The sequence below is a fragment of the Pseudomonas fulva NBRC 16637 = DSM 17717 genome (genome assembly GCF_000730565.1).
In the GTDB taxonomy this organism is placed as follows: Bacteria; Pseudomonadota; Gammaproteobacteria; order Pseudomonadales; family Pseudomonadaceae; genus Aquipseudomonas; species Aquipseudomonas fulva.
This window is the reverse complement of sequence record NZ_BBIQ01000001.1, coordinates 213,531-238,335: the sequence shown is the minus strand read 5'-3', so window position 1 is coordinate 238,335 and position 24,805 is coordinate 213,531. Positions and strand designations below refer to the sequence as shown.

Below are 24,805 nucleotides of genomic sequence, written 5' to 3'. Positions count from 1 at the left end.
GGACGTATTAGCGCAGGCCATGCGCTGGTTGACGTGTTTGCGCGTAGAGTCCATCGCCGAAAAGTCGGCTTTTACGCGCAGGGTCGCTGGCTTCCAGGTCGTGGCTTAGGTGTGCAGTTGAGGGGTGCAGGTTCGCCTCGTAGGCGCGGCGTCTGCGGGGCGCCAAAGCGGCCATGATGGGCCGCAGAACGGCCCCGCATGGCAAGCGGCGCGATAGGCGCCTCAACCTTCCTGATGCGGCTCGCGGATCTTGTAGGACGCTACGTAGAGCGCTGGCAAGAACAGCAAGGTGAGCAAGGTTGCCACAATGATGCCGCCAATCATGGCGTACGCCATTGGCCCCCAGAATACTTCGCGAGCAATCGGAATCATGCCCAGGCTGGCAGCCGCAGCTGTCAGCAGGATTGGCCGGCGACGATGGTTGGTGGCCTCGACCACGGCATCCCATGGTGAATACCCCTGGGCTTCGAATTCATCGATCTGGGTGACCAGAATGACCGAGTTACGAATGATGATGCCCGCCAGCGCCAGGATGCCCAGGATCGCCACGAAGCCCATCGGCGTACCCGTCGGCACCAGCGCCAACACCACACCGATCAGGCCCAACGGCGCGACGCTGATCACCAGGAACAGCTTCTTCACGCTGTGCAACTGGATCATCAGGAACGTGGCCATCAGGAACAGCATCAGCGGGATCACTTTAGCGATGGGCCCCTGTGCCTTGCCGCTCTCCTCCACGGTGCCGCCGGTGGCCACTTCGTAGCCGGTGGGCAACTCGCTGGCGAACTTTTCGATGTCTGGCTTGAGCTGAGCCACCAGGTCCGTAGGCTGAATATCCCCGTTGACCGACGCTTTGAGGGTGATCGTAGGCTTGCGATCGCGCCGCCACACAAGAGGCTGCTCCTGCTCGTAGCGCACCGTGGCGAATGACAGCAAGGGTATCGAAGTGCCGTTGGGTGTAAGGATCTGCAGGTTCTGCAGCGTATCGGGCGAGCCCCGCTCGCTATCCACGGCGCGGGCCACCACGTCGATCAGGTAGATATCATCGTTGACCTGGGTAACGGGCACGCCGGTGACGATGCTGTTCATTACATTGGCCACATCTTCCGAAGAAAGCCCCAACTGGCGGGCCTTGTCCTGGGCAATATCGATGCGCAGCACTTTACCCGGCTCGTTCCAGTCGTAAATCATTTCGCCGATGTTGGGGTTCTTGTCCAACAGGGTCGCCAGCTCGATGGCATGCTTGCGCACCTGCTCGATGTCCTTCCCGCTGACGCGGTACTGGATCGGTCGCCCCACAGGTGGCCCCATCTCCAGCGACTGAACGTTCGAACCGATACCGACGAAGTCCTCTCGCAGACGTTTCTGCAGGCGAGTGATGAGCTCACCGCGCTCTTCCAGGCCTTTGCTGACGATGACCAATTGGGCGTAGTACGGGTTCTGCAGTTGCTGGTCCAGCGGCAGGTAGAAGCGCACCGCACCTTGACCGATATAGGTGCTCCAGTGATCGATGTCTTCGTCATCCTTGAGCGTGGCCTCCAGCTGGTCGACCACCTTGCGAGTTTCCTGGATCGACGCGTTCTGTGGCAGGTTCAGATCGACCAGGATTTCCGGACGGTCCGAAGCAGGAAAGAACTGGTTCTGCACGAAGCGCATGCAGAACACGGCCAGGGCGAACAGCACCACGGTGCCGATGATGGTCATCCAACGGTGGCGCATGCTCCACAGCAGGCCATGCTCGAAGACCCGGGCTACCCTGCCCGGCTTGTCATCATGGGACTTCACTTTGCGGGCGTTGAGAATGTGCACGCCAAGCACGGGGGCGAAGAACACGGCCACCACCCATGACACCAACAGCGCAACGGCAATGACCGCGAACAAGGTGAAGGTGTATTCACCTGCCGAACTTGCGTTGAGGCCAATCGGTACGAAACCTGCGACAGTCACCAGCGTACCGGTGAGCATTGGGAATGCCGTGGAGGTGTAAGCGAAAGTAGCAGCGTCTTCCTTGCTCTCGCCCATTTCCAGGCGCGTGACCATCACCTCCACGGTGATCATGGCGTCATCCACCAGCAGCCCCAGCGCAATGATCAGTGCACCTAGCGAGATACGCTGCATGGTGATGCCGCTGTATTCCATGAATACGAACACCATGGCCAGTACCAGCGGGATCGAGCACGCCACCACCAGGCCTGCACGCACACCCAAGCTGACGAAGCTCACGGCCAGAACAATGATCACCGCTTCGAACAATGCACTGGTGAAGCCACCGACGGCCTTCTCCACCACCGTCGCCTGGTTGGACACCGTGTGCACATCGACGCCTACCGGAAGCTCGTTGGTGATGCGCTGCATGGTTTGCTTGAGCGCCTTGCCAAACTCCTGGATGTTGCCGCCCTTCTGCATGCCGATGGCAAGGCCCAGGGCCGTCTTGCCGTTGTAGCGGAACATCGGCGCAGGCGGGTTGGTGTAGCCGCGTTCGACCTCGGCGATGTCTGCCAAGCGGAAGAAGCGATCGTTGATGCGCAGGTTGACGTTCTCAAGGTCCTTTTCCGAGGCGAACTGCCCACTTGTCCGTACGGAGATGCGCTCCGGCCCGGCCTCGATCACGCCCGCTGGCGTCACGCTGTTCTGCGCCTGCAGAGCCTGCATCACCTGGCGCTGGTCGATACCCAAGGCGGCGAGCTTGCGGGTGGAGAAGTTCAGGTAGAGCACTTCGTCCTGGATACCGACCATTTCGATCTTGCCGATATTGGGTACTTCGCGGACCTCGGCCCGCGCCTGCTCCACATAATCACGCAGCTGGCGCAGGCTCAGCCCGTCGGCGGTGAAGGCGTAGATGGAACCGAACACATCGCCGAATTCATCGTTGAAGCCGGGGCCCTGCAAGCCCTCGGGGAAATCGCCGCGAATGTCCTGGATCTTCTTGCGGACCTGATACCAGATCTGCGGTATGTCGTCTGCCTTGGTAGTGTCGCGCAGGTAGACGAACACCGTTGATTCACCAGGCCGGGTATAGCTCTTGGTGTAATCGAGCGAATCGAGCTCCTCGAGCTTCTTCTCGATCCGGTCGGTGACCTGCAGCAGCGTTTCTTCCTGGGTAGCGCCAGGCCAGCGGGTCTGGATCACCATGGTCTTGATGGTGAAGGACGGATCCTCCTCACGACCCAGGTTGAAGTACGAAAAGATGCCCATGAGCAAACCGACGAACATCAGGTACCACACGAACGACTGATGCTTGAGCGCCCATTCGGACAGGTTGAAGCTTCCTTTCATTGCGCATCCTCGTCGAAGGTGACCTGCTGGCCAGGCTTGAGGCTATTGACGCCGGCGATCACCACCCGCTCCCCAGGCTGTACGCCTGATGAGACGACGATGCGGTCCTCGTTTCGGTCGATCAGGGTCACGTCGCGCAAGGCGACGGTTTTCTGCTGGGGGTCGACGACCCATACCTGTGTCTTGCCATCGCGCTCCAGCAGCGCGCTGACCGGCAGCTCGCTGCGAGGAGAAACCTGCGAGCTGAGAGTGACGCTGACGGCAGTTCCCAGATGGAACGTTTCAGGGGTGCTGGCCAAGGTCAGCCGCGCACGCCGCGTGCGGGTGGTGGCATCGGCCTTGGGCTCGAGCTCGCGCAGGGTGGCGGTGGTGTTGACGGCGGGGTTGAGCTGCGAGGCGACAGTGAAGGTCAGGTCCGGTGTCAACTGCTCGGCAATGCCGATGGGCAGGTCAATCACCGCTTCCTTCACGTCCGGCCTGGCGAGCGTGACCACAGCCTGCCCAGCGGTGACGGTTTGCCCGGCTTCGGCCTGCCAGTCAGTAATCACCGCCGCATGATCGCTGCGCAGCGTGGTATAGCCCAGCTGGTCACGGGCCTGACTGACCGAGGAACGAGCCTGCTCCAGCGTGGCGCCGGCTGTTTTCAGGTTGGTCTGGGCGATGTCCAACTGGGCCTGAGCACCCACGCCGCGGTCGTACAACTGTTGTTGCCGGCGGGCGTCGGACTGCGCGTTGATCCACTGCGCCTGCACCCTGGCCAGATCGCCTTCGGCAGCGCGCAGCTGATTTTGCTGATCGGTTGGATCCAGCGTGGCCAACGTATCGCCCGCTTTGACCTGGGCCCCGACGTCCAGCCAGCGGCGAGCGATGCGCCCGCCCACACGAAAGCCCAGGGTACTTTCGTAACGCGCTTCGATCACGCCTGCAAAGCGGCCCAAGCGGGCCTGCAACTGAGGTTGCACCACTACCGACAGCACTGGACGAACCGGCTCCGGCGGCTGCTCTTCCTTGCCGCACCCGACAAGCAAAACACCGGCACACATCAACGTCAGCCAAGGCTTCATAGCGGGCTCTCCGGCGCTTTGGCGGGTACTTTTTCAACTTTCATACCGGGGTGCAGCAGCTGCCCGCCGGTTACCACGACGACTTCGCCACCGTCGAGACCTTTGCCGATGACCACAGTGCCGGTCAGGTAGCGGCTTACTTCGACTTCCCGCAACTGCACCTTGTCCCCCTCGCCCACGATCCACACGGCGGGTTTCTTCAAGCCTTTGGTCAGTGCCGACCAGGGCAGCTCGACACTCGGCTTGCCCCGCCCTTGGGTCGTCACGGTGACGGGCGCGCCCAACTGCATCGCAGGCGGAACGTCCTGCAATCCGACCTTGACCTGCACCGTGCCGCTTTGAGCCGAGACAGTGGGGGTAATTTCACGCACCGCTCCACGGGCCTGTACCTTCGGATCGTCCAACAGGCTGACCACGACGCTGGCATCACTGGGCGTGCCCGCCAGAAGCGACTCGTACACGTTGAACACCGCATCACGCTCGCCGTCACGGGCCAGGCTGAAGATGGGCATGGTCGCTTGCACCACTTGCCCTACCTCGGCCTGACGCTCGGTGATCACCCCGTCGGCTTCGGAGACCAGCGCGGTATAACTCAATTGCTCGTTTGCGTTGGCCAGTTGAGCTTGCGCAGCCTTCAGCGCGCTTTTATTGCTGCGCAACGAGGCCTGGGCAGCATCATATTCGCTTTGACTGGTATAGCCCTTGGGCAACAGCTTCTGCTGACGAACGAAGGCAGCTTGGGTCTGGGTCACCCGTGCCTGCGCCGCGAACACTTCGGCCTTGGCCGAAGCCACGTTGTTCTGCAAGTCTTTAGGGTCGAGCCGGGCCAGTACCTGCTTGGCCTTTACGTGATCGCCTACATCTACACTGCGCGAAATGATCTTGCCGCCTACGCGGAATGAGAGGTCCGTCTGCACCCGCGCCTGGATGTCGCCAGTCAGCGTCACCCGGGCTGCGAAATCGGCGGACTGGACATTCTGTACCCCTACACGGGGCAGCGTTTCAGGCAGCTCTTCCTTGCTGCAGCCGGTGAGCATGCCCAGCAGCCCCAAGCCCGTGACCAGTAGCGCACGCGACAACGTCATGGAGGCTCCTTTCTTGCGCGCAAAAGATTCATGCATGCGATTCGCCAAGCAGGCCAGGGTTCCATAATTCTTGCTGTAGACGCCAGACGCCCTGCCCCCTCCAGCCTCGTGGGTGGCTTCGTCAGGCCAGGTGTTGGCAAACCCTGGCAATTCTGTCAGTAGCCCACGCTTTCAAGATCACGATACTGTCGCCTGACGCGAAACTTCCAACCTACCACTGCTTGCAGACGGTCGGTCTTATTCATCCGGGGATGTTGGTATGGACAAATCTGGCAGGGTCCACGCGTTCTATCAAGCCGGCCAACTCGTCACGGAACTGGGTGACGACGTCAAACGCTCGGTGTTCCGAGGTCAGGCACGCTTTCTAGGCCATCTTGCAGGCGATAAGCGGACGCCTTCAGTAAGCGCGGTAGACAGGGGCAACACCGTAATGGCCGAGCCCCACACCAACTGCCTGGCTCGCTTTTCCTACACGCCTTACGGCCAAAGGGCCCGTTTGAATGAACCGGACACGCCATGGGCGTATCACGGTGAGCGACTGGATGCACTATTGGATGGGTATCCACTGGGCAACGGCTATCGACTGTATAGACCGGCACTCATGCGGTTTGGCGCCCCTGACAACCTGAGCCCTTTTGGACAGGGGATGCTCAATGCGTATGCCTACTGCCTGGGTGACCCTGTCAATCAAAGTGATCCATCAGGCCACTTCGCGGTGAGAAGCCTGATCAAGTATGCAAGCTGGATCACAGCCGCTGCGTCCTTAACAGCAGGCACAGCCCTTGCTGTCGTCGGTGCTTCGAAAAATGACGATAACCTTATCGGAGTGGCGATCGGCGTTTATATTGGTGGGTCATCGCTTGTCGCCGCTTTATTCGTCCGGGAAAAATATATGAGTACGCTCAGAGCCGACTCGTCATATGGAGAACGGTTCTCGACTACAGTGGGAGGCAGCGACCGACGAAACGTGCATGACCCTGTACAGAGCTTTTCATCAGCGGATGTGACCTTGGTACCTCCAAGTGTCCATACGAATAGAAGATTTGGTGGCTCGCATTTAACAACGCAACCGGTAGTTCCGGCCCCGCCTCCCAGCTATTCGAGTTTAAACCTTCAAGCGCCAGGTCTGGACGAGCTTCCCAGCTATTTGGATCTTTATCCCAACCAGGACTCAACTGGAGGAAGCTTGTCGCACAGGAACAGCCTCCCCCCACATATCGAGCCACAGCGAATTATGAATAGAGTTCGGCGCTTAAGTGTCTAGTGACCTCGCCGTAGCAATTCGTCACAAACGATACGTTTATGCGGCCACATTCAGTTCTCCGCACGGCGCAAGCGCAAGTGTGGAACAGCTGCTCGCTCCAAAAGCGTAACGAGCAGCCATACCTCGATCAGATCGGCGCTACCGGCGCCGGGCGCCGTACCTGAGGCTGCGACGCATTGGCCGCCGCACCTTCTTCAATCGCCTGCTGTATGGCCTTGCGGCGACGCTCTTCGGCACGGCGACTGAAGTACCAGACGAAGAATGTCACCAACGAGACGGACAGCAGAATCAGGCTGGCCACGGCGTTGATCTCAGGTTTCACGCCCAGGCGTACCGCCGAGAACACTTCCATCGGCAACGTGGTCGAGCCTGGCCCGGACACGAAGCTGGCCAATACCAGGTCATCGAGCGACAAGGCGAACGACATCATGCCACCTGCCGCCAGCGAAGGCGCAATCATGGGGATGGTGATCAGGAAGAACACCTTCCAAGGCTTGGCCCCCAGGTCCATGGCCGCCTCTTCGATCGACAGGTCCAGCTCACGCAGCCGGGCCGACACGACGACGGCCACATAGGCCGCGCAGAAGGTGGTGTGGGCAATCCAGATGGTGACAACGCCACGCTCCTGCGGCCAACCGATCAATTGCGCCATGGCCACGAACAGCAGCAGCAGCGACAGACCCGTGATGACTTCAGGCATGACCAACGGTGCGGTGACCAAGCCACCGAACAAGGTACGCCCGCGGAACCGGGTGACCCTGGTGAGTACGAAAGCCGCCATGGTGCCCAACGCGACAGCCGCTACCGCCGTGTAGCAAGCGATTTCCAGCGAGCGCATCACCGAACCGATCAGCTGAGTGTTGTCCAGCAAGCCGACATACCATTTGACCGACCACCCGCCCCACACCGTCACCAACTTGGAGGCGTTGAACGAGTAGATGACCAGAATCACCATCGGCAAGTAGATGAACAGCAAGCCGAACACCAGCATCAGCTTGGAAAAACCGAAGCGCTTCATGCCCTGCCCTCCATTTCCTTGGCCTGGCTGCGGTTGAACAGCAAAATGGGCACGATCAGGATCGCCAGCATCACCACCGCAAGCGCCGAGGCCACCGGCCAGTCACGGTTGTTGAAGAATTCCTGCCACAACACTTTACCGATCATCAGGGTTTCCGGTCCGCCGAGCAGTTCGGGGATCACGAACTCGCCCACCACGGGGATGAACACCAGCATGCAACCGGCGATGATGCCGTTTTTTGACAGCGGCACGGTGATTTTCCAGAAGCTGTTGAAGGTGCTCGACCCCAGGTCGGATGCCGCTTCGAGCAGGCTTGGGTCATGCTTCACCAGGTTGGCGAACAAGGGCAGGATCATGAACGGCAGGTAGGAATAGACCACGCCGATGTACACCGCCAGGTTGGTGTTGAGTATCTGCAGCGGCTGGTCGATCAGCCCGGTCCACATCAAAAAGCCATTGAGCAAACCGTTGTTGCTCAGAATGCCCATCCAGGCATACACGCGGATCAGGATCGCGGTCCAGGTCGGCATCATGATCAGCAGCAGCAGGACGGTCTGGGTTTCCTTCTTGGCGTTGGCGATGGCATAGGCCATCGGGTAGCCGATCAGCAGGCAGAGCAGCGTGCTGATGAACGCCATCTTCAGCGAACCGAGGTAGGCCGAGATATACAGTTCGTCCTCGGTCAGCAAACCGTAGTTGGCCAGGTTGAGCACCAACTGGATCTTGTCCTCGACGTAGCTGTAGATCTCGGTGTACGGCGGGATCGCCACGTCGGCTTCGGCGAAGCTGATCTTCAGGACGATGAAGAACGGCAGCATGAAGAACAGGAACAGCCACACGAAAGGAACACCGATCACCAGGTGCCGCCCTTCAGGGGTGATGCGCCGGAACGCTCGCTTGAGCTTGCGCAGCTTCATGACCGCAGTACCACGCCGCTGTCGTCTTCCCACCATACGAAGACTTCATCGTCCCACGTAGGGCGCGCGCCTTGGCGTTCGGCGTTGGCGACGAACGACTGCACCACCTTGCCACTGGGTAGCTTCACGTAGAATACCGAATGCCCGCCCAGGTAGGCGATGTCATGGATCTTGCCGCGCGACCAGTTGTACTGGAAATCAGGCTGGACAGTGGTGACCAGCATCTTTTCCGGGCGCAGTGCATAGGTGATGTGCTTGTCCTCCACGGAGGTGGAGACACCGTGCCCGACGTAGATCTTGCGCTCAAGTTCAGGCGAGGCGATCAGGGCGTGGCCTTCGGCATCGTCGATCACCTCGGCATCGAACAGGTTGACGTTGCCGATGAATTCGCAGACCAGGCGGCTGGTCGGGGTTTCGTAAATGTCTACCGGCGAGCCGATCTGAGCGATCCAGCCCAGGTGCATGATGGCAATGCGCTGGGCCATGGTCATGGCTTCTTCCTGGTCGTGGGTCACCATCACGCAGGTCACGCCGACGCGCTCGATGATTTCCACCAGCTCCAGCTGCATCTGCGAACGCAGCTTCTTGTCCAGGGCACCCATCGGCTCGTCCAGCAGCAACAGCTTAGGCCGCTTGGCCAGGGAACGAGCCAAGGCCACGCGCTGGCGCTGGCCACCGGAGAGCTGGTGCGGCTTGCGTTTGGCGTACTGAGTCATGTGCACCAGCTTGAGCATCTCGGCCACGCGGGCGTCGACCTCGGCCTTGGGCAAGCGGTCCTGCTGCAGGCCGAAGGCGATGTTCTGCGCCACGGTCATGTGCGGGAACAGGGCGTAGGACTGGAACATCATGTTGATCGGCCGCTCGTAGGGCGGCATGTCGGTAATGTCCACGCCGTCCAGGAAGATGCGTCCTTCGGTGGGGCGTTCGAAGCCTGCCAGCATGCGCAGCAAGGTCGACTTACCGGAGCCGGAACCCCCAAGCAAGGCGAAGATTTCGCCCTTGCGGATTTCCAGGGACACATCGTCCACCGCTACCGTTTCGTCGAATTTTTTCGTGACCCGGTCGATCTTGACCAGCACCTGCTTGGGTTGCTGGCCACCCTCGAGGGCTTTCTTATAGGCGCCGGAGGCAACTGCCATGAGTGAAACTCCCAACAAGTTTTTTGTGCCCGCGCGGCCTGCCAGGCAGGCCGCGCGGGTGAGGTGGATTACTTGCCCGACTTGACCTTGGTCCAGCTGCGGGTCATCAGGCGCTGCACTTTGGGCGGCAGCTCTGAGTTCACGAACATCTTGTCCAGCACATCCTGCGGTGGATAAACCGCAGCGTCAGTCCTCACGGCCTGGTCCATCAGGTCGCCAGCCTTCGAGTTAGGGTTGGCATAACCGACGTAATCACTGACCTGGGCGATAACCTCAGGTTTCAGCAAATAGTTGATCAAGGCATGCGCCTGCTCCACGTTTTTGGCGTCCTTGGGAATCGCCAGCACGTCGAACCAGAGGTTGCCGCCTTCTTTGGGAATGGCATAAGCCAGGTTCACACCCTTCTTCGCCTCTTCGGCGCGGGCCTTGGCCTGGAACACATCACCCGAGAAACCTGCCGCGACACAGATGTTGCCGTTGGCAAGATCGGTGATGTACTTGGACGAATGGAAATACGTCACGTAGGGGCGTACCGCCAGCAGCTTCTGCTCGGCCTTGGCGTAATCCTTGGGGTTGGTGCTGTTGGGATCCAGGCCCATGTAGTTGAGGACGGCCGGAAGCATTTCGTCCGCCGAGTCGAGGAAGGCCACGCCGCACTTGGACAGCTTCTTCATGTTCTCGGGTTCGAACAGCACCGCCCAGGAGTCGATGGTATCGACGCCAAGCGCCTCTTTGACCTTGTCGACGTTGTACCCGATGCCATTGGTGCCCCACAGGTAAGGCACGGCATACAGGTTACCCGGGTCGTTCTTCTCCAGGCGCTTCATCAACGCAGGTTCAAGGTTCGCGTAATTGGGCAGCAGTGCCTTGTCGAGCTTTTGGAAAGCGCCCGCCTTGATTTGCTTGCCCAGAAAATGGTTGGAGGGCACGACCACGTCGTAGCCGGTCCTGCCGGCCAGCAGCTTGCCTTCCAGGGTTTCGTTGGAATCGAAGACATCCTGCACCGGCTTGATGCCCGTGGCTTTCTCGAAGCCTGCGAGCGTGTCGGGGCCGATATAGTCGGACCAGTTGTAGAAATGCACCGTAGGCGCCGCTTGGACGCTGCATGCCAGCGTCAGGCTCGCTGCAGCCATCACGGCCTTGCGTAATACAGAATTGGACAAGTGGGTGGTCCTCACAATCAGTGTCTGGATAGCGACAATGCTGCCGCACACGCAAAACCGGCGCGCAACTTACCTTCGCAGCTTCGATGCCGCAATGCTCAATTGCCTTTCACTGGTTTCGGACCGGGAATACCCGGTCCGAAAATGCTACATCAGGCTTATTTGCCCGATTTGATCTTGGTCCAGCTGCGGGTAATTACCCGTTGCACTGCTGCTTCAGGGGCGGCAATGGCGTACAGATTCTTTTTCACTTCAGCGGACGGATAGATGCTTGGGTCGCTGGTGATGTCCTTGTCCACAAAGGCGGTCGCGGCCTTGTTGCCGTTGGGGAAGCGCACGGCATTGGTGATTTCGGCCATGACTTGCGGCTGCATCAGGAAGTCCATGAACTTGTAGGCCGCTTCCTTGTGCTCGGCATCCTTGGGCATGGCAACCATGTCATAGAAGGTGCCGGCGCCTTCTTTCGGGATCACGTAGTCCAGCTTGACCTTGTCCCCCGCTTCGTGGGCGCGGGTCTTGGACTGCTCCAGGTCACCCGAGTAGCCGACAGCCAGGCAGATGTTGCCGTTGGCCAGGTCGCCAATGTACTTGGAGGAGTGGAAATAGGTGATCGACGGACGGATCTTGAGGAACAGGTCTTCGGCAGCCTTGAGGTCTTCCTTCTTGGTGCTGTTGGTCGGCAGGCCCAGGTAATGCAGGGCCGCTGGCAGCATTTCGGTTGGGGCATCAAGGAAGCTCACGCCACAGCTCTTGAGCTTGGCGATGTTCTCTGGCTTGAAGACCACGTCCCAGGAATCGATCTTGTCCACGCCCAGCGCTGCCTTGACCTTCTCGGGGTTGTAGCCGATGCCGATCGAGCCCCACATGTAGGGGAAGGCATGCTTGTTTTCCGGGTCGCTGGCATCGCCCACGGCCTTGAGCAGATCCTCGTCGAGGTTCTTCCAGTTGGGCAGCTGGGTGCGATCGAGTTCCTGGTAGACGCCCGCCTTGATCTGCTTGGCCAGGAAGTTGTTGGAAGGCACCACGATGTCATAGCCCGACTTACCGGCCAGCAACTTGGCCTCCAGGGTTTCGTTGCTGTCGAACACGTCGTACTTGACCTTGATGCCCGACTCTTTCTCGAACTTGGCGATGGTGTCCGGAGCAATGTAGTCCGACCAGTTGTAGACGTTCAGTACCTTGTCTTCAGCCTGTACAGCCCCGACCACTGCGCCCATCAGCGCAGCGGCCAACAACGTCTTGCCCATATTCTTCATGCGTCATGCTCCAGAGTGTTCGATTAGCCATCCGTTCAGAAGCCGGGTCCCGCAGTACACGCGTGTGGGCGACTGAAGCAGCCGCTAGTCTGGCAAGTTACAAGGCCCGGTTTCAAGGAAACCTGGCCCTTGTAACGACTTAATGTCACATCGCTAGCTGTCAGCGAATCGCCTCGAGTGTCAGGTCCAGGCATTTGCGTGCCTTTTCCACCAGCTCGTCGATCTGCGCCGGGCTGATGACCAGAGGTGGCGCGATGATCATCGTGTCGCCGACGGCCCGCATGATCAGGCCATTGTCGAAGCAGAAATTACGGCAGATCATGCCAGCACCTTTGCCCTCGAAACGGCTGCGTGTCGCCTTGTCCTTCACCAGCTCGATCGCGCCGAGCAGGCCAACACCGCGCACCTCGCCCACCAGCGGGTGGTCCTGCAACTCACGCAAACGCTTTTGCAAATACGGTGCCGCTTCGGTGCGCGCTTTCTCGACGATCTGTTCGTCGCGCAGGATGCGCAGGTTTTCCAGGCCTACCGCGGCAGCCACCGGATGCCCGGAATAGGTGAAGCCGTGATTGAAATCCCCGCCTTCGCTAAGCACCTTGGCAACCTTGTCACGCACGATCACACCGCCCATGGGGATGTAACCGGAGGTAAGGCCCTTGGCGATGGTCATCAGGTCGGGCTTGAGGTCATAGAAATCCGAGCCGAACCACTGCCCTGTTCGCCCGAAACCGCAAATGACTTCGTCAGCCACAAAGAGGATGTCGTACCGGGCCAGGATTTCCTTGATCTTCGGCCAGTAGGTGTCTGGCGGGATGATCACGCCACCGGCGCCCTGGATAGGCTCGGCGATGAACGCGGCGACGTTGTCCTCGCCGACTTCGAGAATTTTCTTTTCCAGTTGCTCCGCAGCCCAGACCCCGAACGCCTCCGGTGTCATGTCACCGCCCTCGCCATACCAGTACGGCTGAGGGATATGCACCACGCCCGGGATGGGCAAGCCGCCTTGCTCGTGCATGCCACTCATGCCGCCCAGGCTGGCACCGGCCACGGTGGAGCCGTGATAGCCGTTGACCCGACCGATCAGGGTCTGCTTGCTCGGCTTGCCCTTGAGTGCCCAGTAATGGCGAACCATGCGCAGCACGGTGTCGTTGCCCTCGGAGCCTGAACTGGTGAAGAACACATGGCTCATGCCCTCGGGCGCCACTTGGGTGATCGCCTTGGCCAACTCCAGCGCCGGAGGATGGGCGGTCTGGAAGAACAGGTTGTAGTAGGGCAGCTCACGCATCTGCCGCTCTGCCGCCTGAACCAGCTCCTCCCGCCCATACCCCACGGCCACGCACCACAGGCCAGCCATGCCGTCGAGAATCTTGTGCCCCTCGCTGTCCCACAAATGCACGCCTTGCGCCTTGGTGATGATGCGCGGCCCCTTGTCCTTCAGCTGCTTGTAGTCGCTGAAAGGCGCGAGGTGATGCTCGCCACTGAGGGCTTGCCATTCACGGGTTTGCGGGTTGTTCAGGCTCATGTGGTTCTCCGTTGACGGACGGCCGCGCGTCTGCGGGGCCGAGGTTGATCAAACTGCGAACAGCAGGAATTCACGCTCCCAGGAACTGATGACGCGCTTGAAGTTCTCGTGCTCGGCACGCTTGGTGGCCACGTAACCGGCGATGAATTTCTTGCCCAGGTATTGCTCCAGGGCGCGGCTGATTTCCATGCGTTCCAGGGCGTCTTCGATGGTCAGCGGCAGGCGCAGGTTGCGACGCTCGTAACCCCGGCCCTGGACCGGTGCGCTGGCCTCGATACCTTCGACCATGCCGATGTAACCACACAGCAGGCTCGCGGCGATGGCCAGATACGGATTGGCATCCGCACCCGGCAGGCGGTTTTCCACCCGGCGGCTTTGCGGGCCAGCGTCCGGGACGCGCAGGCCTACCGTACGGTTTTCCTCGCCCCACTCGACGTTCACTGGCGCCGAGGTATCCGGCAGGAAGCGGCGGAACGAGTTCACGTTGGGCGCAAACAGCGGCAACGCTTCGGGAATGAATTTCTGCAAACCGCCGATGTGGTTCAGGAACAGCGTGCTCATGCTGCCGTCTTCATTGCTGAAGATGTTCTTCCCGGTGGTCACATCGACCACGCTCTGGTGCAGGTGCATCGCACTGCCAGGCTCGCCGGTCATGGGCTTGGCCATGAAGGTGGCTGCCACGTTGTGCTTGAGCGCCGCCTCACGCATGGTGCGCTTGAACACCAGGATCTGGTCGGCCAGGTGCAGGGCATCGCCGTGACGGAAGTTGATTTCCATCTGCGCCGTGCCGTCTTCGTGGATCAGCGTGTCGAGGTCCAACTGCTGCAATTCGCACCAGTCATAGACATCCTCGAACAGCGGGTCGAATTCGTTCGCAGCTTCGATGGAGAAGGACTGGCGCCCGGTTTCAGGCCGGCCCGAACGGCCCACTGGCGGTTGCAGCGGGAAGTCAGGGTCTTCGCTGCGTTTGGTCAGGTAGAACTCCATCTCGGGCGCGACGATGGGCTGCCAGCCCTTGTCGGCGTAAAGCTTGAGCACCTTCTTGAGCACGTTGCGCGGCGACAGCTCTACGGGGTTGCCCTTTTTGTCATAGGTATCGTGGATGACCTGCGCGGTCGGCTCGATGGCCCATGGCACCAGGAACACGGCATTCTCATCGGGCCGGCAGATCATGTCGATGTCTGCAGGGTCCAGCAGCTCGTAATAGATGTCGTCGTCGACATAGTCGCCGGTCACGGTCTGCAGCAACACGCTCTCGGGCAGGCGCATGCCTTTCTCGGCGATGAACTTGTTGGTAGGCGAAATCTTGCCGCGCGTGATGCCGGTCAAGTCGCTGATCAGGCATTCGACTTCGGTGATCTTGTGCTCTTTCAACCAATCGGTGAGCTGGTCGAGGTTGTTACTCATAAATACCTCAGGAGGTAAGGTGGTCCGCGACTTGATTCTGGATGCAGTGGATGGCTAAAGCAAAACCCCCGCGCAGGCGGACGGTGGATACACTGAAATGACGTGTGTCCTAAGCGATTCGTAATGGCAGAAAGAAGCGAAGCGTGGAGATGAGGTGCCATGAAGGCGGGGCCGAGCATGCCAGACGTCAATTATTGCGAGCACTGCCGCCATGGGATTGGCAGGCCAGGCTAACGTGACTGAACAGCCTGATTGCACTGCATTGGCAGCGCTTCCAGGTCGCGGCAGGCGGACCATGAGACCCTCGTATTATTCTGTTTTGGGTTGAATCGGAGCTTAGCGCCGTTCATTTTTTTACACAACACCTGCGTAAAAAATAAACGACGCAGTGCTCGCGATAGCGCTTTTCCAGAGAAATAGCGGATAATGCCGTGCCCCGATATGCAGCAAATCTGCCGTAGACGTGCCATTTCAGGGCATCATGGGGTTGGCTTGACATCAGTATGGCTTTTCGATTGACTGGTCCTGCAAGCCCCCCTTGATTGATATTTTTAACAACAAAGGTGTTGCATCATGTCGGTACCCCCGCGTGCCGTTCAGCTTAACGAAGCGAACGCGTTCCTTAAGGAACATCCTGAGGTTCTCTACGTTGACCTTCTGATTGCAGATATGAATGGTGTGGTGCGTGGCAAGCGCATAGAGCGCACCAGCCTCCACAAGGTTTACGAGAAAGGCATCAACCTGCCGGCCTCCCTGTTTGCACTGGATATCAATGGCTCCACCGTCGAAAGCACCGGGCTGGGCCTGGACATCGGCGATGCAGACCGCATCTGCTATCCGATCCCCGACACCCTCTCCAACGAGCCGTGGCAAAAGCGCCCGACTGCCCAGTTGCTGATGACCATGCACGAGCTCGAGGGCGAACCTTTCTTCGCCGACCCGCGTGAAGTACTGCGCCAGGTGGTGAGCAAGTTCGACGACATGGGCCTGACCATCTGCGCCGCCTTCGAGCTGGAGTTCTACCTGATTGACCAGGAGAACGTGAACGGCCGCCCACAGCCGCCGCGCTCGCCCATTTCCGGCAAGCGTCCGCAATCGACCCAGGTCTACCTGATCGATGACCTGGACGAGTATGCCGACTGCCTGCAGGACATCCTCGAAGGGGCCAAGGAACAGGGCATCCCTGCCGACGCCATCGTCAAGGAAAGCGCCCCGGCTCAGTTCGAAGTCAACCTGCACCATGTGCCGGACCCGCTCAAGGCGTGCGACTACGCCGTGCTGCTCAAGCGCCTGATCAAGAACATCGCCTACGACCATGAAATGGACACCACCTTCATGGCCAAGCCCTACCCAGGGCAGGCAGGCAATGGTCTGCATGTACACATTTCCGTGCTGGACAAAGATGGCAACAACATCTTCACCAGCGAGGATCCCGAGCAGAACGCCGCGCTACGTCATGCTGTCGGCGGTGTGCTCGAGACCCTGCCCGCGTCCATGGCGTTCCTGTGCCCGAACGTCAACTCCTATCGCCGCTTTGGCGCGCAGTTCTATGTGCCCAATGCGCCAAGCTGGGGCCTGGACAACCGCACCGTGGCGTTGCGCGTACCGACCGGATCCCCGGATGCCGTGCGCCTGGAGCACCGCGTGGCGGGTGCTGACGCCAACCCGTACCTGATGATGGCGGCCGTGTTGGCAGGCGTTCACCATGGCCTGACCAACAAGGTCGAGCCGGGCGAGCCTATCGAAGGCAACTCGTACGAGCAGCTGGAACAGAGCCTGCCGAACAACCTGCGTGATGCGCTGCGCGAGTTGGATGACAGCGAAATCCTGAACAAGTACATCGATCCGAAGTACATCGACATCTTCGTCGCGTGCAAGGAAAGCGAGCTGGAGGAGTTCGAACATTCGATATCCGACCTCGAGTACAACTGGTATCTGCACACCGTGTAAACCAGAACGCCGCCCTTGAAGGCGGCGTTTTCATTTCAGGCGCACAGGCGCAGAACGCCTCACCCCAACGGCTTTTCGAAGATTTTCGAATTGCGCTGGAAGTTGTACAGCGAAGCCCGTGCCGCCGGCAGCCGCTCGACACCACTGGGCGAGAAGCCGCGTTCGCGGAACCAGTGCGCCGTGCGTGTAGTGAGCACGAACAGGGTGCTCAACCCCATCTCCCGTGCCCGGCTTTCGATACGCGCCAGCAGCTCGTCCCCGCGCCCGCCATGGCGGTATTCCGGATTCACCGCCAGGCATGCCAGCTCGCCAGCATCGGACTCTGCAATCGGATACAGCGCTGCGCACGCGATGATCATGCCTTCGCGCTCCACCACACTGAACTGCTCGATTTCCCGCTCCAGCACTTCCCGTGAACGGCGCACCAGGATGCCCTGTTCTTCCAGCGGGCTGATCAGGTCGAGCAGGCCGCCGACGTCTTCGATGGTGGCCTCTCGCACGATCTCGAACTGCTCCTGGGACACCAGCGTACCGCCACCGCCCCGGGTGAACAGTTCGGTCAGCAGCGCGCCGTCCTCGGCATAGCTGACGATGTGACTGCGTGCCACGCCGCCTTTGCACGCCTCGGCAGCGGCATCGAGCAGCTCGGCCTGGTAATCACTGCCCAGGCGCTGCAAGTGCGGCGCAACCTGTTGGGGGCGCAGTTCGCGCACCAGGCGGCCATGCTCATCCAACAGACCAGGTGCTGCACCGAACAACACCAACTTCTCTGCACCCAGTTCGATGGCCGCACGGGTGGCCACGTCTTCGCAGGCGAGGTTGAAGATCTCGCCGGTTGGCGAATAGCCCAGCGGCGAGAGCAACACGATGGAGCGTTCGTCGAGCAGGCGGCTGATGCCCTTGCGGTCTACCCGACGCACTTCGCCGGTGTGATGAAAATCCACGCCTTCGAGCACGCCGATCGGCCGCGCGGTGACCAGGTTGCCGGAGGCCACCCGCAGGCGCGAGCCCTGCATGGGCGAGGCGGCGATGTCCATCGACAACCGCGCTTCGATGGCCAGGCGCAACGCGCCGACCGCGTCGATGACGCAATCCAGGGTAGCGGCATCGGTGATACGCAGGCCGTGGTGGTAATGCGCTGCCAGGCCACGTTCAGCCAGGCGGCTCTCGATCTGCGGACGAGAGCCGTGCACCAGGACCAGGCGTACCCCAAGGCTGTGCAGCAGCACCAGGTCGTGGACGATGTTGCCGAAGTTAGGGTGTTCGACCCCATCGCCGGGAAGCATCACCACGAAGGTGCAGTCGCGGTGGGCGTTGATGTAAGGAGAAGCGTGGCGTAGCCAGTTGACGTAATCGTGCATGACAGGGCCTGTGGATAAGTGGACGGAGAACGGCGTTACAGGGGCGTTCAGGATCATCGTCGGAACAGGCTTGCGGTCACGCGCGGTCTCCTCTAGGCAGAAACGAATAAATGGGGTGGACGTTTAATGCAGACAATAGTGCCCGATCAAGTCACGCAATAGACGCACGGTCGGCTCGATACGTGACATGTCCAGGTATTCGCCAGGCTGGTGTGCGCAGGCGATGTCACCAGGGCCGAGCACGATGGTCTGGCAGCCAAGCTGCTGAAGATAAGGTGCTTCGGTGCCGAATGCCACCGCTTCGGCACGGTGGCCGGTGAGCCGTTCTGCCACCTGGACGAGTTCACTGTCGGCCGCCTGTTCGAACGGCGGCACTTCGGGGAACAGCGGCGCGTAGTCGATACGCACGTCATGGCGCTCGGCCACCGGAACCAGTTTTGCACGGATGGCAGCGCGCAACTGCTCCACGTCCATGCCCGGCAATGGGCGCAGGTCGAACTCCAGGGCGCACTGACCGCAGATCCGGTTGGGGTTGTCGCCACCGTGAATGCAACCGAAGTTCATGGTGGGTGCCGGCACCGTGAACTGCGGGTTGTTATAGGCCTTCTGCCATTGCTGGCGCAGGCCCATCAGTTCGCCCATGACCGCATGCATGGCGTCCATGGCGCTACGGCCCAGGCTTGGGTCCGAGGAATGACCACTGCGCCCCAGGATGTCGATACGATCCATGAGAATGCCCTTGTGCATGCGGATCGGCCGCAGCCCGGTCGGCTCGCCGATGATCGCCGCGCGACCCAGGGGCTGGCCAGCATCGGCCAGGGCACGGGCGCCAGACATCGAGCTTTCCTCGTCGCAGGTGGCCAGAATCAGCAGCGGCTGCTTGAAGTCGTGCTGCAGCAACGGAATGACGGCTTCGATCACCAATGCGAAAAAGCCCTTCATGTCGCAACTACCAAGCCCCACCCAGCGACCCTCGACTTCGGTCAGCTTCAAAGGGTCGCTGCTCCAGAGCTGCTCGTCATAGGGCACGGTGTCGCTGTGGCCGGCCAGCACCAGGCCGCCCGGGCCGCTGCCGCGGCTGGCCAGCAGGTTGAACTTGCCGGGGGTCACCTGCTGAATGTCGCAGGTGAAGCCCAGATCGCCCAGCCAAGTAGCCAACAGGTCGATGACCTGACGGTTGGACTGGTCAAGCGAGGCCTGGGTGCAACTGACCGAAGGCGCGGCGATCAAGGCGGCAAATTGGTCTTTCAGCGTCGGCAACGGCATGCGTTTACTCCTCGGAAGCATTGCCCATCATAGGACCATCCGCCGTCTGGAATAAACCGTTGACGGCCTACTGCTGTAGACTCTGCATCGACCACGCCCCCTTTCGAGCCTGTGATGCCCAAAGAAACCGAACTCAAGCTGCGCGCCAGCCCCGAGACCCTCGCCGCCTTGCGCGAGCACCCGCTGCTGAAAAAGCGCAACAAGTCTGGCTGGCAGACCCGCGAACTGCTGAACCAGTATTTCGACACGCCTGAGCGCGCGCTGGCCGAGGCACGCGTTGCCCTGCGCCTGCGCCGTGACGGCGATACCGTCATCCAGACCCTCAAGTGCCGCGGAACCAGTGTGGCTGGCCTGTCCGAGCGCAACGAGCACGAATGGCAACTGGACAAGGTCAAGCTGGACCTCAAGAAGCTGGATGACAGCTGCTGGCCGGCGCAACTGGCCGACCTGGACAAGAAGACCATCAAACCGTTGTTCACCACCGATTTCACCCGCGAATATGCCGAAATCGCTTGGGGCCGTGGCAAGGCCAAGGTGGTGATCGAGGCTGCGCTGGACCAAGGCTTCGTAATTGCCGGCAAGCGCAAGGAAGCGATATGCGAGTTGGAACTGGAGCTGCGTGAAGGTGAGCCGGCGGCGCTGCTGGAACTGGCTGCCGAGCTGACCACAAGCGTTGCGCTGATGCCCTGCGATATCAGCAAGGCCGAGCGCGGCTATCGTCTGCTGGAGCCAGAGCGTTTCGAGCTGGATCTGAGCGTCGCCGACCTCGAAGCGGACATGGCCTTGGACGACGCCTATGCTGCGTTGGCCTGGCAACTGCTGGGCAACAGCCAGCGCCTGGCCGAGCAATACCGCCACAGCGGCCACTGGCGGTCGCTGCAGGACTGGGTGCAGAATATCATCGAGCTGCGCGCAATCACCGCCAGCCTGGGCCAGGCCGCCCCCCGCGCGGCTACCCGTGACCTGCGCGCGCGCCTGGATGCCCTGCTCGAAGACTGGCGTCCACTGGTGCAAGCCGGCAACGATGACGAAGACATCCGCCGCGCCGCGCCCGAGCAGTTCGCAGAAGAGCTGGATGATCCTCGCTGGGGCCAGTTCTCCCTGGAAACCTCACGTTGGCTGTTGTCGCGTGCCTGGACTGCCGAACGCAAGGGCCGTGGCGAGCGCCAGGGCAAGGCGCTTCTGGCAAGCTGGCTTGCACACCTGATTGCCGAGGAAGGCCGCGCCCTGAAGTTGTCGCTGTACACCCAGCGCCCCGAGGACCTGGCAGAGCAACTGCCGCGCATCGAGCAATTGATGGCCTGGCTGCACCATGCCCGCCATGTGCTGGACGCACCACAAATGGACCGCCTGTACGGCGACATGAAGAAGTTGCACGAACTGGCTGAGCAACCGATCAGCGATGAGGTACTCGAAGCCCGCATCGAGCAGGCACGTGCCGTCGATCAGAGCCGTGGTTGGAAACATCTGCTCAAAGCGTGATGCCCTCAGCCCGATAGCGGCAGGCTGGTGGTGGACTTGATCTCTGAGAGGGCCACGATCGAGTTCACCTCCTGAATGCCGGGCACGTTCGAGAGCTTTTCGAAGAAGAACCGCTCGTACGCCTCGATGTCCGGGGTGACGATACGCAGCAGGAAGTCCACCGAGCCCATCAACACGTAGCACTCCAGTACTTCCGAAAACCCGCGAATCGCCTCCGTGAACTCGGTGAAGTTCGAACGGCCGTGGGCATTCAATTTTACTTCGGCGAATATTTGGGTGTTCAGCCCGATCTTCTTGCGGTCCAGCAAGGTGACCTGCCCGCGAATCACCCCCTCCTCTTTGAGCCGTTGAATCCGTCGCCAGCACGGCGATTGGGACAAGCCAATGCGTTCGGCGATCTGGGCGCTGGACAGCGAAGCGTCTTCTTGTAGCAACTCAAGGATACGACGGTCGTAAGCATCCAATGCGCTGTGCATGAACAATTCTCCAGATCGACCCGCATCGATAATAGCTATGCAAAAAAAGACTCATTAGGTCGAATCTTAGCGAAAAAATTCCGGCCTAGGCATGCAAAAATTTCTGCATTCAACGAGGATAACGCATGAACTCACTGCCGCGTGCCGATGTATGGGCCAACAACAATGCCCACACCACCGTGCTGTATCGCTTGCAGGCCGAAGCCGAGCCCGACAGCTTGTGCCGGATACTCAATCAGTTCGCCTTGCAAATGCTCACACCGCACAGCATGCAGGTCACTCAACAGGATGACTGGTTGACCATCGACATCGGCATTGGCGGATTGAGCTGGCATCGCGCCGAGGTGATTGCTCAGAAACTGCGCAACATGGTGTGTGTGGCCGATGTGCACATGGCCCCGCAACACCGTGTGGAGCTGTCAGTAGTGCACGCCTAACGGCGCCTGCCAACGCATTGAGGCGCGGAGCAAGCGTCACCCTCAGGCAAAACCCTGAAACCCTTCCGATCCGGCTTGAGCGAAGGCTGAGCTAGCCTTGATCAGGTCTTCTTGATCAGGCACGGACGCCTCATGCATAACCCAGATACCCTGGCACTCGACCTGCACCGGGTGCTCGAAGCCCTGCTTATCGATCAGCGCCTGCATGCCAGCGATAGCGTGCGTGTCCTTGAGCAGGCCGTCGATCACCCCGCTGATCATCCGCTGGAGCAGGTGGCCGCCTGCAACCTTGTCGACCGCCTCCACCCGGGGCAGATACTGGACCTGGATCGGCTTTGCCAATGGCTGGCTGCCAAGGCGGGTCTGCCCTATCTGCGTATCGATCCGCTGCAAATCGACCTGCAGCAGGTGGCTGAGCTGGTGTCGCCGGCCTTTGCGCAAAACCACGGCATTCTCATCGTGGCGGCTGACGCCGCGAGCGTCACCGTGGCCAGCGCACAGCCCTATCAGTGCTGCTGGCAGGCCGATCTTGCCCTGAGCCTTGGACGAACCGTACGGCGGGTGCTCGCAAGCCCTGTGCAACTGCGTCAGGCCGGTGAACCCTTCCAGCGCCTGGCCCAGTCGGTGAAGGGCGCGCATCATCAGCAATCGAACCGCTTTAGCGAGCTTGAGCAGTGGCTGGAGCTGGGCAAACGCCACCTGCAGGCCAGTGCGGATGACGCGCACATCGTGCATATCGTCGACTGGCTGCTGCACTACGCGATCGACCAGCGCGCCAGCGACATCCATCTGGAGCCACGCCGCGACCAAGGGCACTTGCGCTATCGCATCGATGGCCTGTTGCACACCGTCTACGTGTTCCCCGGCGCAGTCATGGTGGCCCTGATCAGCCGCCTGAAGCACCTTGGGCGCATGGACGTCGCGGAAAAACGCAGGCCTCAGGATGGCCGACTGCAAAGCCGCCTGCCAAACGGTAACGAGGTGGAGCTCCGGTTGTCGACCCTGCCCACTGCCTTTGGTGAGAAGCTGGTTTTGCGCCTGTTCGACCCGCAGCAGTTGCACGAGAGCTTTGATCGGCTCGGCCTTCAGGGGCAGCAATTGAGCCATTGGCAAGGCCTGCTGCAACGGCGCCAGGGCATCATCCTGGTCACAGGGCCCACAGGCTCAGGCAAGACCAGCACGCTGTACGCCAGTCTCAAGCTGTTGGCCACCCCGCAGGTGAACCTGTGCACCATCGAGGACCCCATCGAACGGCTCGAACCCGCGTTCAACCAGTTTCAGGTGCAGCCGCCACTGGACCTGGGCTTTGCCAACGGCGTGCGCGCCATGCTGCGCCAGGACCCGGACATCATCATGATTGGCGAAATACGAGACCCCGATACCGCACGGGTGGCCGTGCAGGCCGCCCTTACCGGGCACCTGGTGCTGTCTACCCTGCACACCAACGACGCCTGTGCCGCAATTATCCGCCTGCAAGAACTGGGTGTGGCTGACTACCTGATCAAAGCGACGTTGATCGCGGTGATGGCTCAGCGGCTCGTGCGTACGGTGTGCAGCCAGTGCCAGGGGCGCGAGGCAGCCAGCTGCAGAACGTGCCGCGGCACGGGCTTTCACGGGCGTACAGGTTTGTTCGAATTACTCGAGCCTAGCGACAACCTGCGGGCTCTGATCGGCCCTGATACAGACCTTGCGCAATTGCGACGCCAAGCCCAGGCAGATGGTCTTGTGGACCTGCTCCGCTGCGGCGAAGCCAAGGTTGCGTGTGGGCGAACCCTGGCAGAAGAAGTCCTGCGTACATGCAGCTGATCAGAAGCGGCAAGCCCCGGAACTTGGCAGGCCCGCGAGCATCCAACCGCACATCTTCAACGCTCACCTTCGAGGTGTCTCATCATGCGTCTCAACACTGCCATCGCTGCCGCAGCCCTGCTCGCGCTGCCCGTGGGTTCGGCCATGGCCGATTCCTTCTGGCGTAATGTGATCTCTTCCGGGGCAACCACCGGCTCGACCTACCTGACCTCGCGCGACCACAAGTTGGTGATGGCGGCGCAGGATGATGCCGGCAGCTTCGTAGCCAGTGAAGGCGCTATCCGTGGGCCATTCCTGGAGTCGGCAATCAAGCAGGTGCGTGCGGAACATCCAGGCCTTCACGCGTCCGACATGGAACTGGCCAATGCCATTCTGGCCGAGCATGCAGTAGTCGACTGATCGATACAGCGCCGGCCCCATCGCTGGCAAGCTCGCGCCGGGAGGTCTTCACCCCCTGGCTGCGAGTGCTCATGCCAGTGATGGCCGGACGGCTTACTCGCCGATCACGGCCTTGTAGCCAGCCGCATCCAGCAGTTTATCCAGATCAGCCTGGCTGCTCGGCTTGAGCTTGAAGATCCATGCGTCGTAGGGCTGCTCGTTCAGTTGCTCAGGGCTGTCAGCCAATGCCTCGTTGACGGCGATCACTTCGCCACTGACCGGGGCATAGATGTCGGAAGCGGCCTTGACCGACTCCACGACACCGGCCGCGTCGCCTGCGGTGAACACCTTGCCCACCTCGGCCAGCTCGACGAACACCACGTCACCCAGCGCTTGCTGGGCATGGTCACTGATGCCTACCGTGACGGTACCGTCGGTTTCCAGGCGGGCCCATTCATGGCTTTCGGCAAAACGAAGTTCGGCGGGGATATTGCTCATGTCTTGAATTCCTCGATTGGCTCAGCGGTACGCCCGCCGT

General features: G+C 60.7%; 20 protein-coding genes. 6 read left to right on the top strand and 14 right to left on the bottom strand.

All coding sequences use genetic code 11. The annotated features are described in order from the left end of the window. Positions 1 to 222 precede the first annotated feature (222 nt). The 3 genes from PFU01S_RS01090 to PFU01S_RS01080 are packed head-to-tail and all read right to left on the bottom strand — an operon-like array spanning position 223 to position 5,425. Complete coding sequence (locus PFU01S_RS01090) at positions 223 to 3,276, bottom strand: efflux RND transporter permease subunit (protein ID WP_028686747.1); 3,054 nt, start codon at positions 3,274 to 3,276, stop codon at positions 223 to 225. Continuing rightward, on the bottom strand, positions 3,273 to 4,340 hold the full coding sequence (locus PFU01S_RS01085; protein ID WP_027913444.1) for an efflux RND transporter periplasmic adaptor subunit: 1,068 nt from the start codon (positions 4,338 to 4,340) through the stop codon (positions 3,273 to 3,275). The genes PFU01S_RS01090 and PFU01S_RS01085 overlap by 4 nt, the downstream gene beginning before the upstream one ends. Further along, positions 4,337 to 5,425 carry an efflux RND transporter periplasmic adaptor subunit gene (locus PFU01S_RS01080; RefSeq protein ID WP_027913443.1) on the bottom strand — a complete coding sequence of 363 codons (1,089 nt, stop codon included), beginning with the start codon at positions 5,423 to 5,425 and terminating at the stop codon, positions 4,337 to 4,339. The genes PFU01S_RS01085 and PFU01S_RS01080 overlap by 4 nt, the downstream gene beginning before the upstream one ends. A 259-nt stretch (positions 5,426 to 5,684) precedes the next feature. On the opposite strand from PFU01S_RS01080, the gene PFU01S_RS21510 reads away from it, so the two are divergent. Further along, the gene (locus PFU01S_RS21510) at positions 5,685 to 6,689 is read left to right on the top strand and encodes an RHS repeat-associated core domain-containing protein (protein WP_080992802.1); all 1,005 of its coding nucleotides are present in this window, start codon (positions 5,685 to 5,687) and stop codon (positions 6,687 to 6,689) included. Between the two features lie 127 nt (positions 6,690 to 6,816). On the opposite strand, the gene PFU01S_RS01075 is transcribed toward PFU01S_RS21510, so the two are convergent. The 7 genes from PFU01S_RS01075 to PFU01S_RS01045 form a co-directional block, all read right to left on the bottom strand. After that, complete coding sequence (locus PFU01S_RS01075; RefSeq protein WP_023532426.1) at positions 6,817 to 7,707, bottom strand: ABC transporter permease subunit; 891 nt, start codon at positions 7,705 to 7,707, stop codon at positions 6,817 to 6,819. Then, a complete protein-coding gene (locus PFU01S_RS01070; protein WP_027913442.1) occupies positions 7,704 to 8,624 on the bottom strand; it encodes an ABC transporter permease subunit in 921 nt (306 codons plus the stop codon). Before PFU01S_RS01070 ends, PFU01S_RS01075 begins: the two co-directional genes overlap by 4 nt. Next, on the bottom strand, positions 8,621 to 9,763 hold the full coding sequence (potA, locus tag PFU01S_RS01065) for a polyamine ABC transporter ATP-binding protein (RefSeq protein ID WP_027913441.1): 1,143 nt from the start codon (positions 9,761 to 9,763) through the stop codon (positions 8,621 to 8,623). Before potA ends, PFU01S_RS01070 begins: the two co-directional genes overlap by 4 nt. Before the next feature lie 68 nt (positions 9,764 to 9,831). Further along, positions 9,832 to 10,926: a polyamine ABC transporter substrate-binding protein gene (locus PFU01S_RS01060; protein ID WP_027913440.1), complete on the bottom strand. Its 1,095-nt coding sequence runs from the start codon at positions 10,924 to 10,926 to the stop codon at positions 9,832 to 9,834. A gap of 158 nt (positions 10,927 to 11,084) precedes the next feature. Continuing rightward, positions 11,085 to 12,182, bottom strand: a complete 1,098-nt coding sequence (locus tag PFU01S_RS01055) for a polyamine ABC transporter substrate-binding protein (RefSeq protein WP_027913439.1) — start codon at positions 12,180 to 12,182, stop codon at positions 11,085 to 11,087. A 160-nt stretch (positions 12,183 to 12,342) separates the two neighbouring features. Next, positions 12,343 to 13,704 carry an aspartate aminotransferase family protein gene (locus PFU01S_RS01050; protein WP_027913438.1) on the bottom strand — a complete coding sequence of 454 codons (1,362 nt, stop codon included), beginning with the start codon at positions 13,702 to 13,704 and terminating at the stop codon, positions 12,343 to 12,345. A gap of 48 nt (positions 13,705 to 13,752) precedes the next feature. Further along, entirely contained in the window at positions 13,753 to 15,111 is a 1,359-nt protein-coding gene (locus tag PFU01S_RS01045; protein ID WP_023532328.1) for a glutamine synthetase family protein, read from the bottom strand. A gap of 573 nt (positions 15,112 to 15,684) precedes the next feature. On the opposite strand from PFU01S_RS01045, the gene PFU01S_RS01040 reads away from it, so the two are divergent. Continuing rightward, positions 15,685 to 17,061, top strand: a complete 1,377-nt coding sequence (locus tag PFU01S_RS01040; RefSeq protein ID WP_023532636.1) for a glutamine synthetase family protein — start codon at positions 15,685 to 15,687, stop codon at positions 17,059 to 17,061. A 59-nt stretch (positions 17,062 to 17,120) separates the two neighbouring features. On the opposite strand, the gene argA is transcribed toward PFU01S_RS01040, so the two are convergent. Together argA and argE are read right to left on the bottom strand one after the other, a co-directional pair. Beyond that, complete coding sequence (gene argA, locus PFU01S_RS01035) at positions 17,121 to 18,422, bottom strand: amino-acid N-acetyltransferase (protein WP_027913437.1); 1,302 nt, start codon at positions 18,420 to 18,422, stop codon at positions 17,121 to 17,123. Between the two features lie 123 nt (positions 18,423 to 18,545). Next, positions 18,546 to 19,688, bottom strand: coding sequence for an acetylornithine deacetylase (gene argE / locus PFU01S_RS01030; RefSeq protein ID WP_028686748.1), 1,143 nt, complete (start codon positions 19,686 to 19,688; stop codon positions 18,546 to 18,548). Positions 19,689 to 19,802: 114 nt separating this feature from the next. Here argE and PFU01S_RS01025 point away from each other — a divergent pair, with 114 nt between their 5' ends. Continuing rightward, on the top strand, positions 19,803 to 21,170 hold the full coding sequence (locus tag PFU01S_RS01025) for a CYTH domain-containing protein (protein ID WP_027913435.1): 1,368 nt from the start codon (positions 19,803 to 19,805) through the stop codon (positions 21,168 to 21,170). A 5-nt stretch (positions 21,171 to 21,175) separates the two neighbouring features. On the opposite strand, the gene PFU01S_RS01020 is transcribed toward PFU01S_RS01025, so the two are convergent. Then, positions 21,176 to 21,646 (bottom strand): Lrp/AsnC family transcriptional regulator, encoded by a 471-nt coding sequence (locus PFU01S_RS01020; RefSeq protein WP_027913434.1) that lies wholly within the window; start codon positions 21,644 to 21,646, stop codon positions 21,176 to 21,178. Positions 21,647 to 21,771: 125 nt separating this feature from the next. On the opposite strand from PFU01S_RS01020, the gene PFU01S_RS01015 reads away from it, so the two are divergent. The 3 genes from PFU01S_RS01015 (at position 21,772) to PFU01S_RS01005 (ending at position 24,288) form a co-directional block, all read left to right on the top strand. Further along, positions 21,772 to 22,083, top strand: coding sequence for an ACT-like domain-containing protein (locus PFU01S_RS01015; RefSeq protein ID WP_027913433.1), 312 nt, complete (start codon positions 21,772 to 21,774; stop codon positions 22,081 to 22,083). Between the two features lie 132 nt (positions 22,084 to 22,215). Beyond that, a complete protein-coding gene (locus tag PFU01S_RS01010) occupies positions 22,216 to 23,889 on the top strand; it encodes a GspE/PulE family protein (protein WP_028686749.1) in 1,674 nt (557 codons plus the stop codon). Between the two features lie 84 nt (positions 23,890 to 23,973). Next, on the top strand, positions 23,974 to 24,288 hold the full coding sequence (locus PFU01S_RS01005) for a DUF2388 domain-containing protein (protein ID WP_028686750.1): 315 nt from the start codon (positions 23,974 to 23,976) through the stop codon (positions 24,286 to 24,288). Between the two features lie 93 nt (positions 24,289 to 24,381). On the opposite strand, the gene gcvH is transcribed toward PFU01S_RS01005, so the two are convergent. Beyond that, positions 24,382 to 24,765, bottom strand: a complete 384-nt coding sequence (gene gcvH / locus PFU01S_RS01000) for a glycine cleavage system protein GcvH (RefSeq protein WP_028686751.1) — start codon at positions 24,763 to 24,765, stop codon at positions 24,382 to 24,384. Between the last annotated feature and the right edge of the window lie 40 nt (positions 24,766 to 24,805).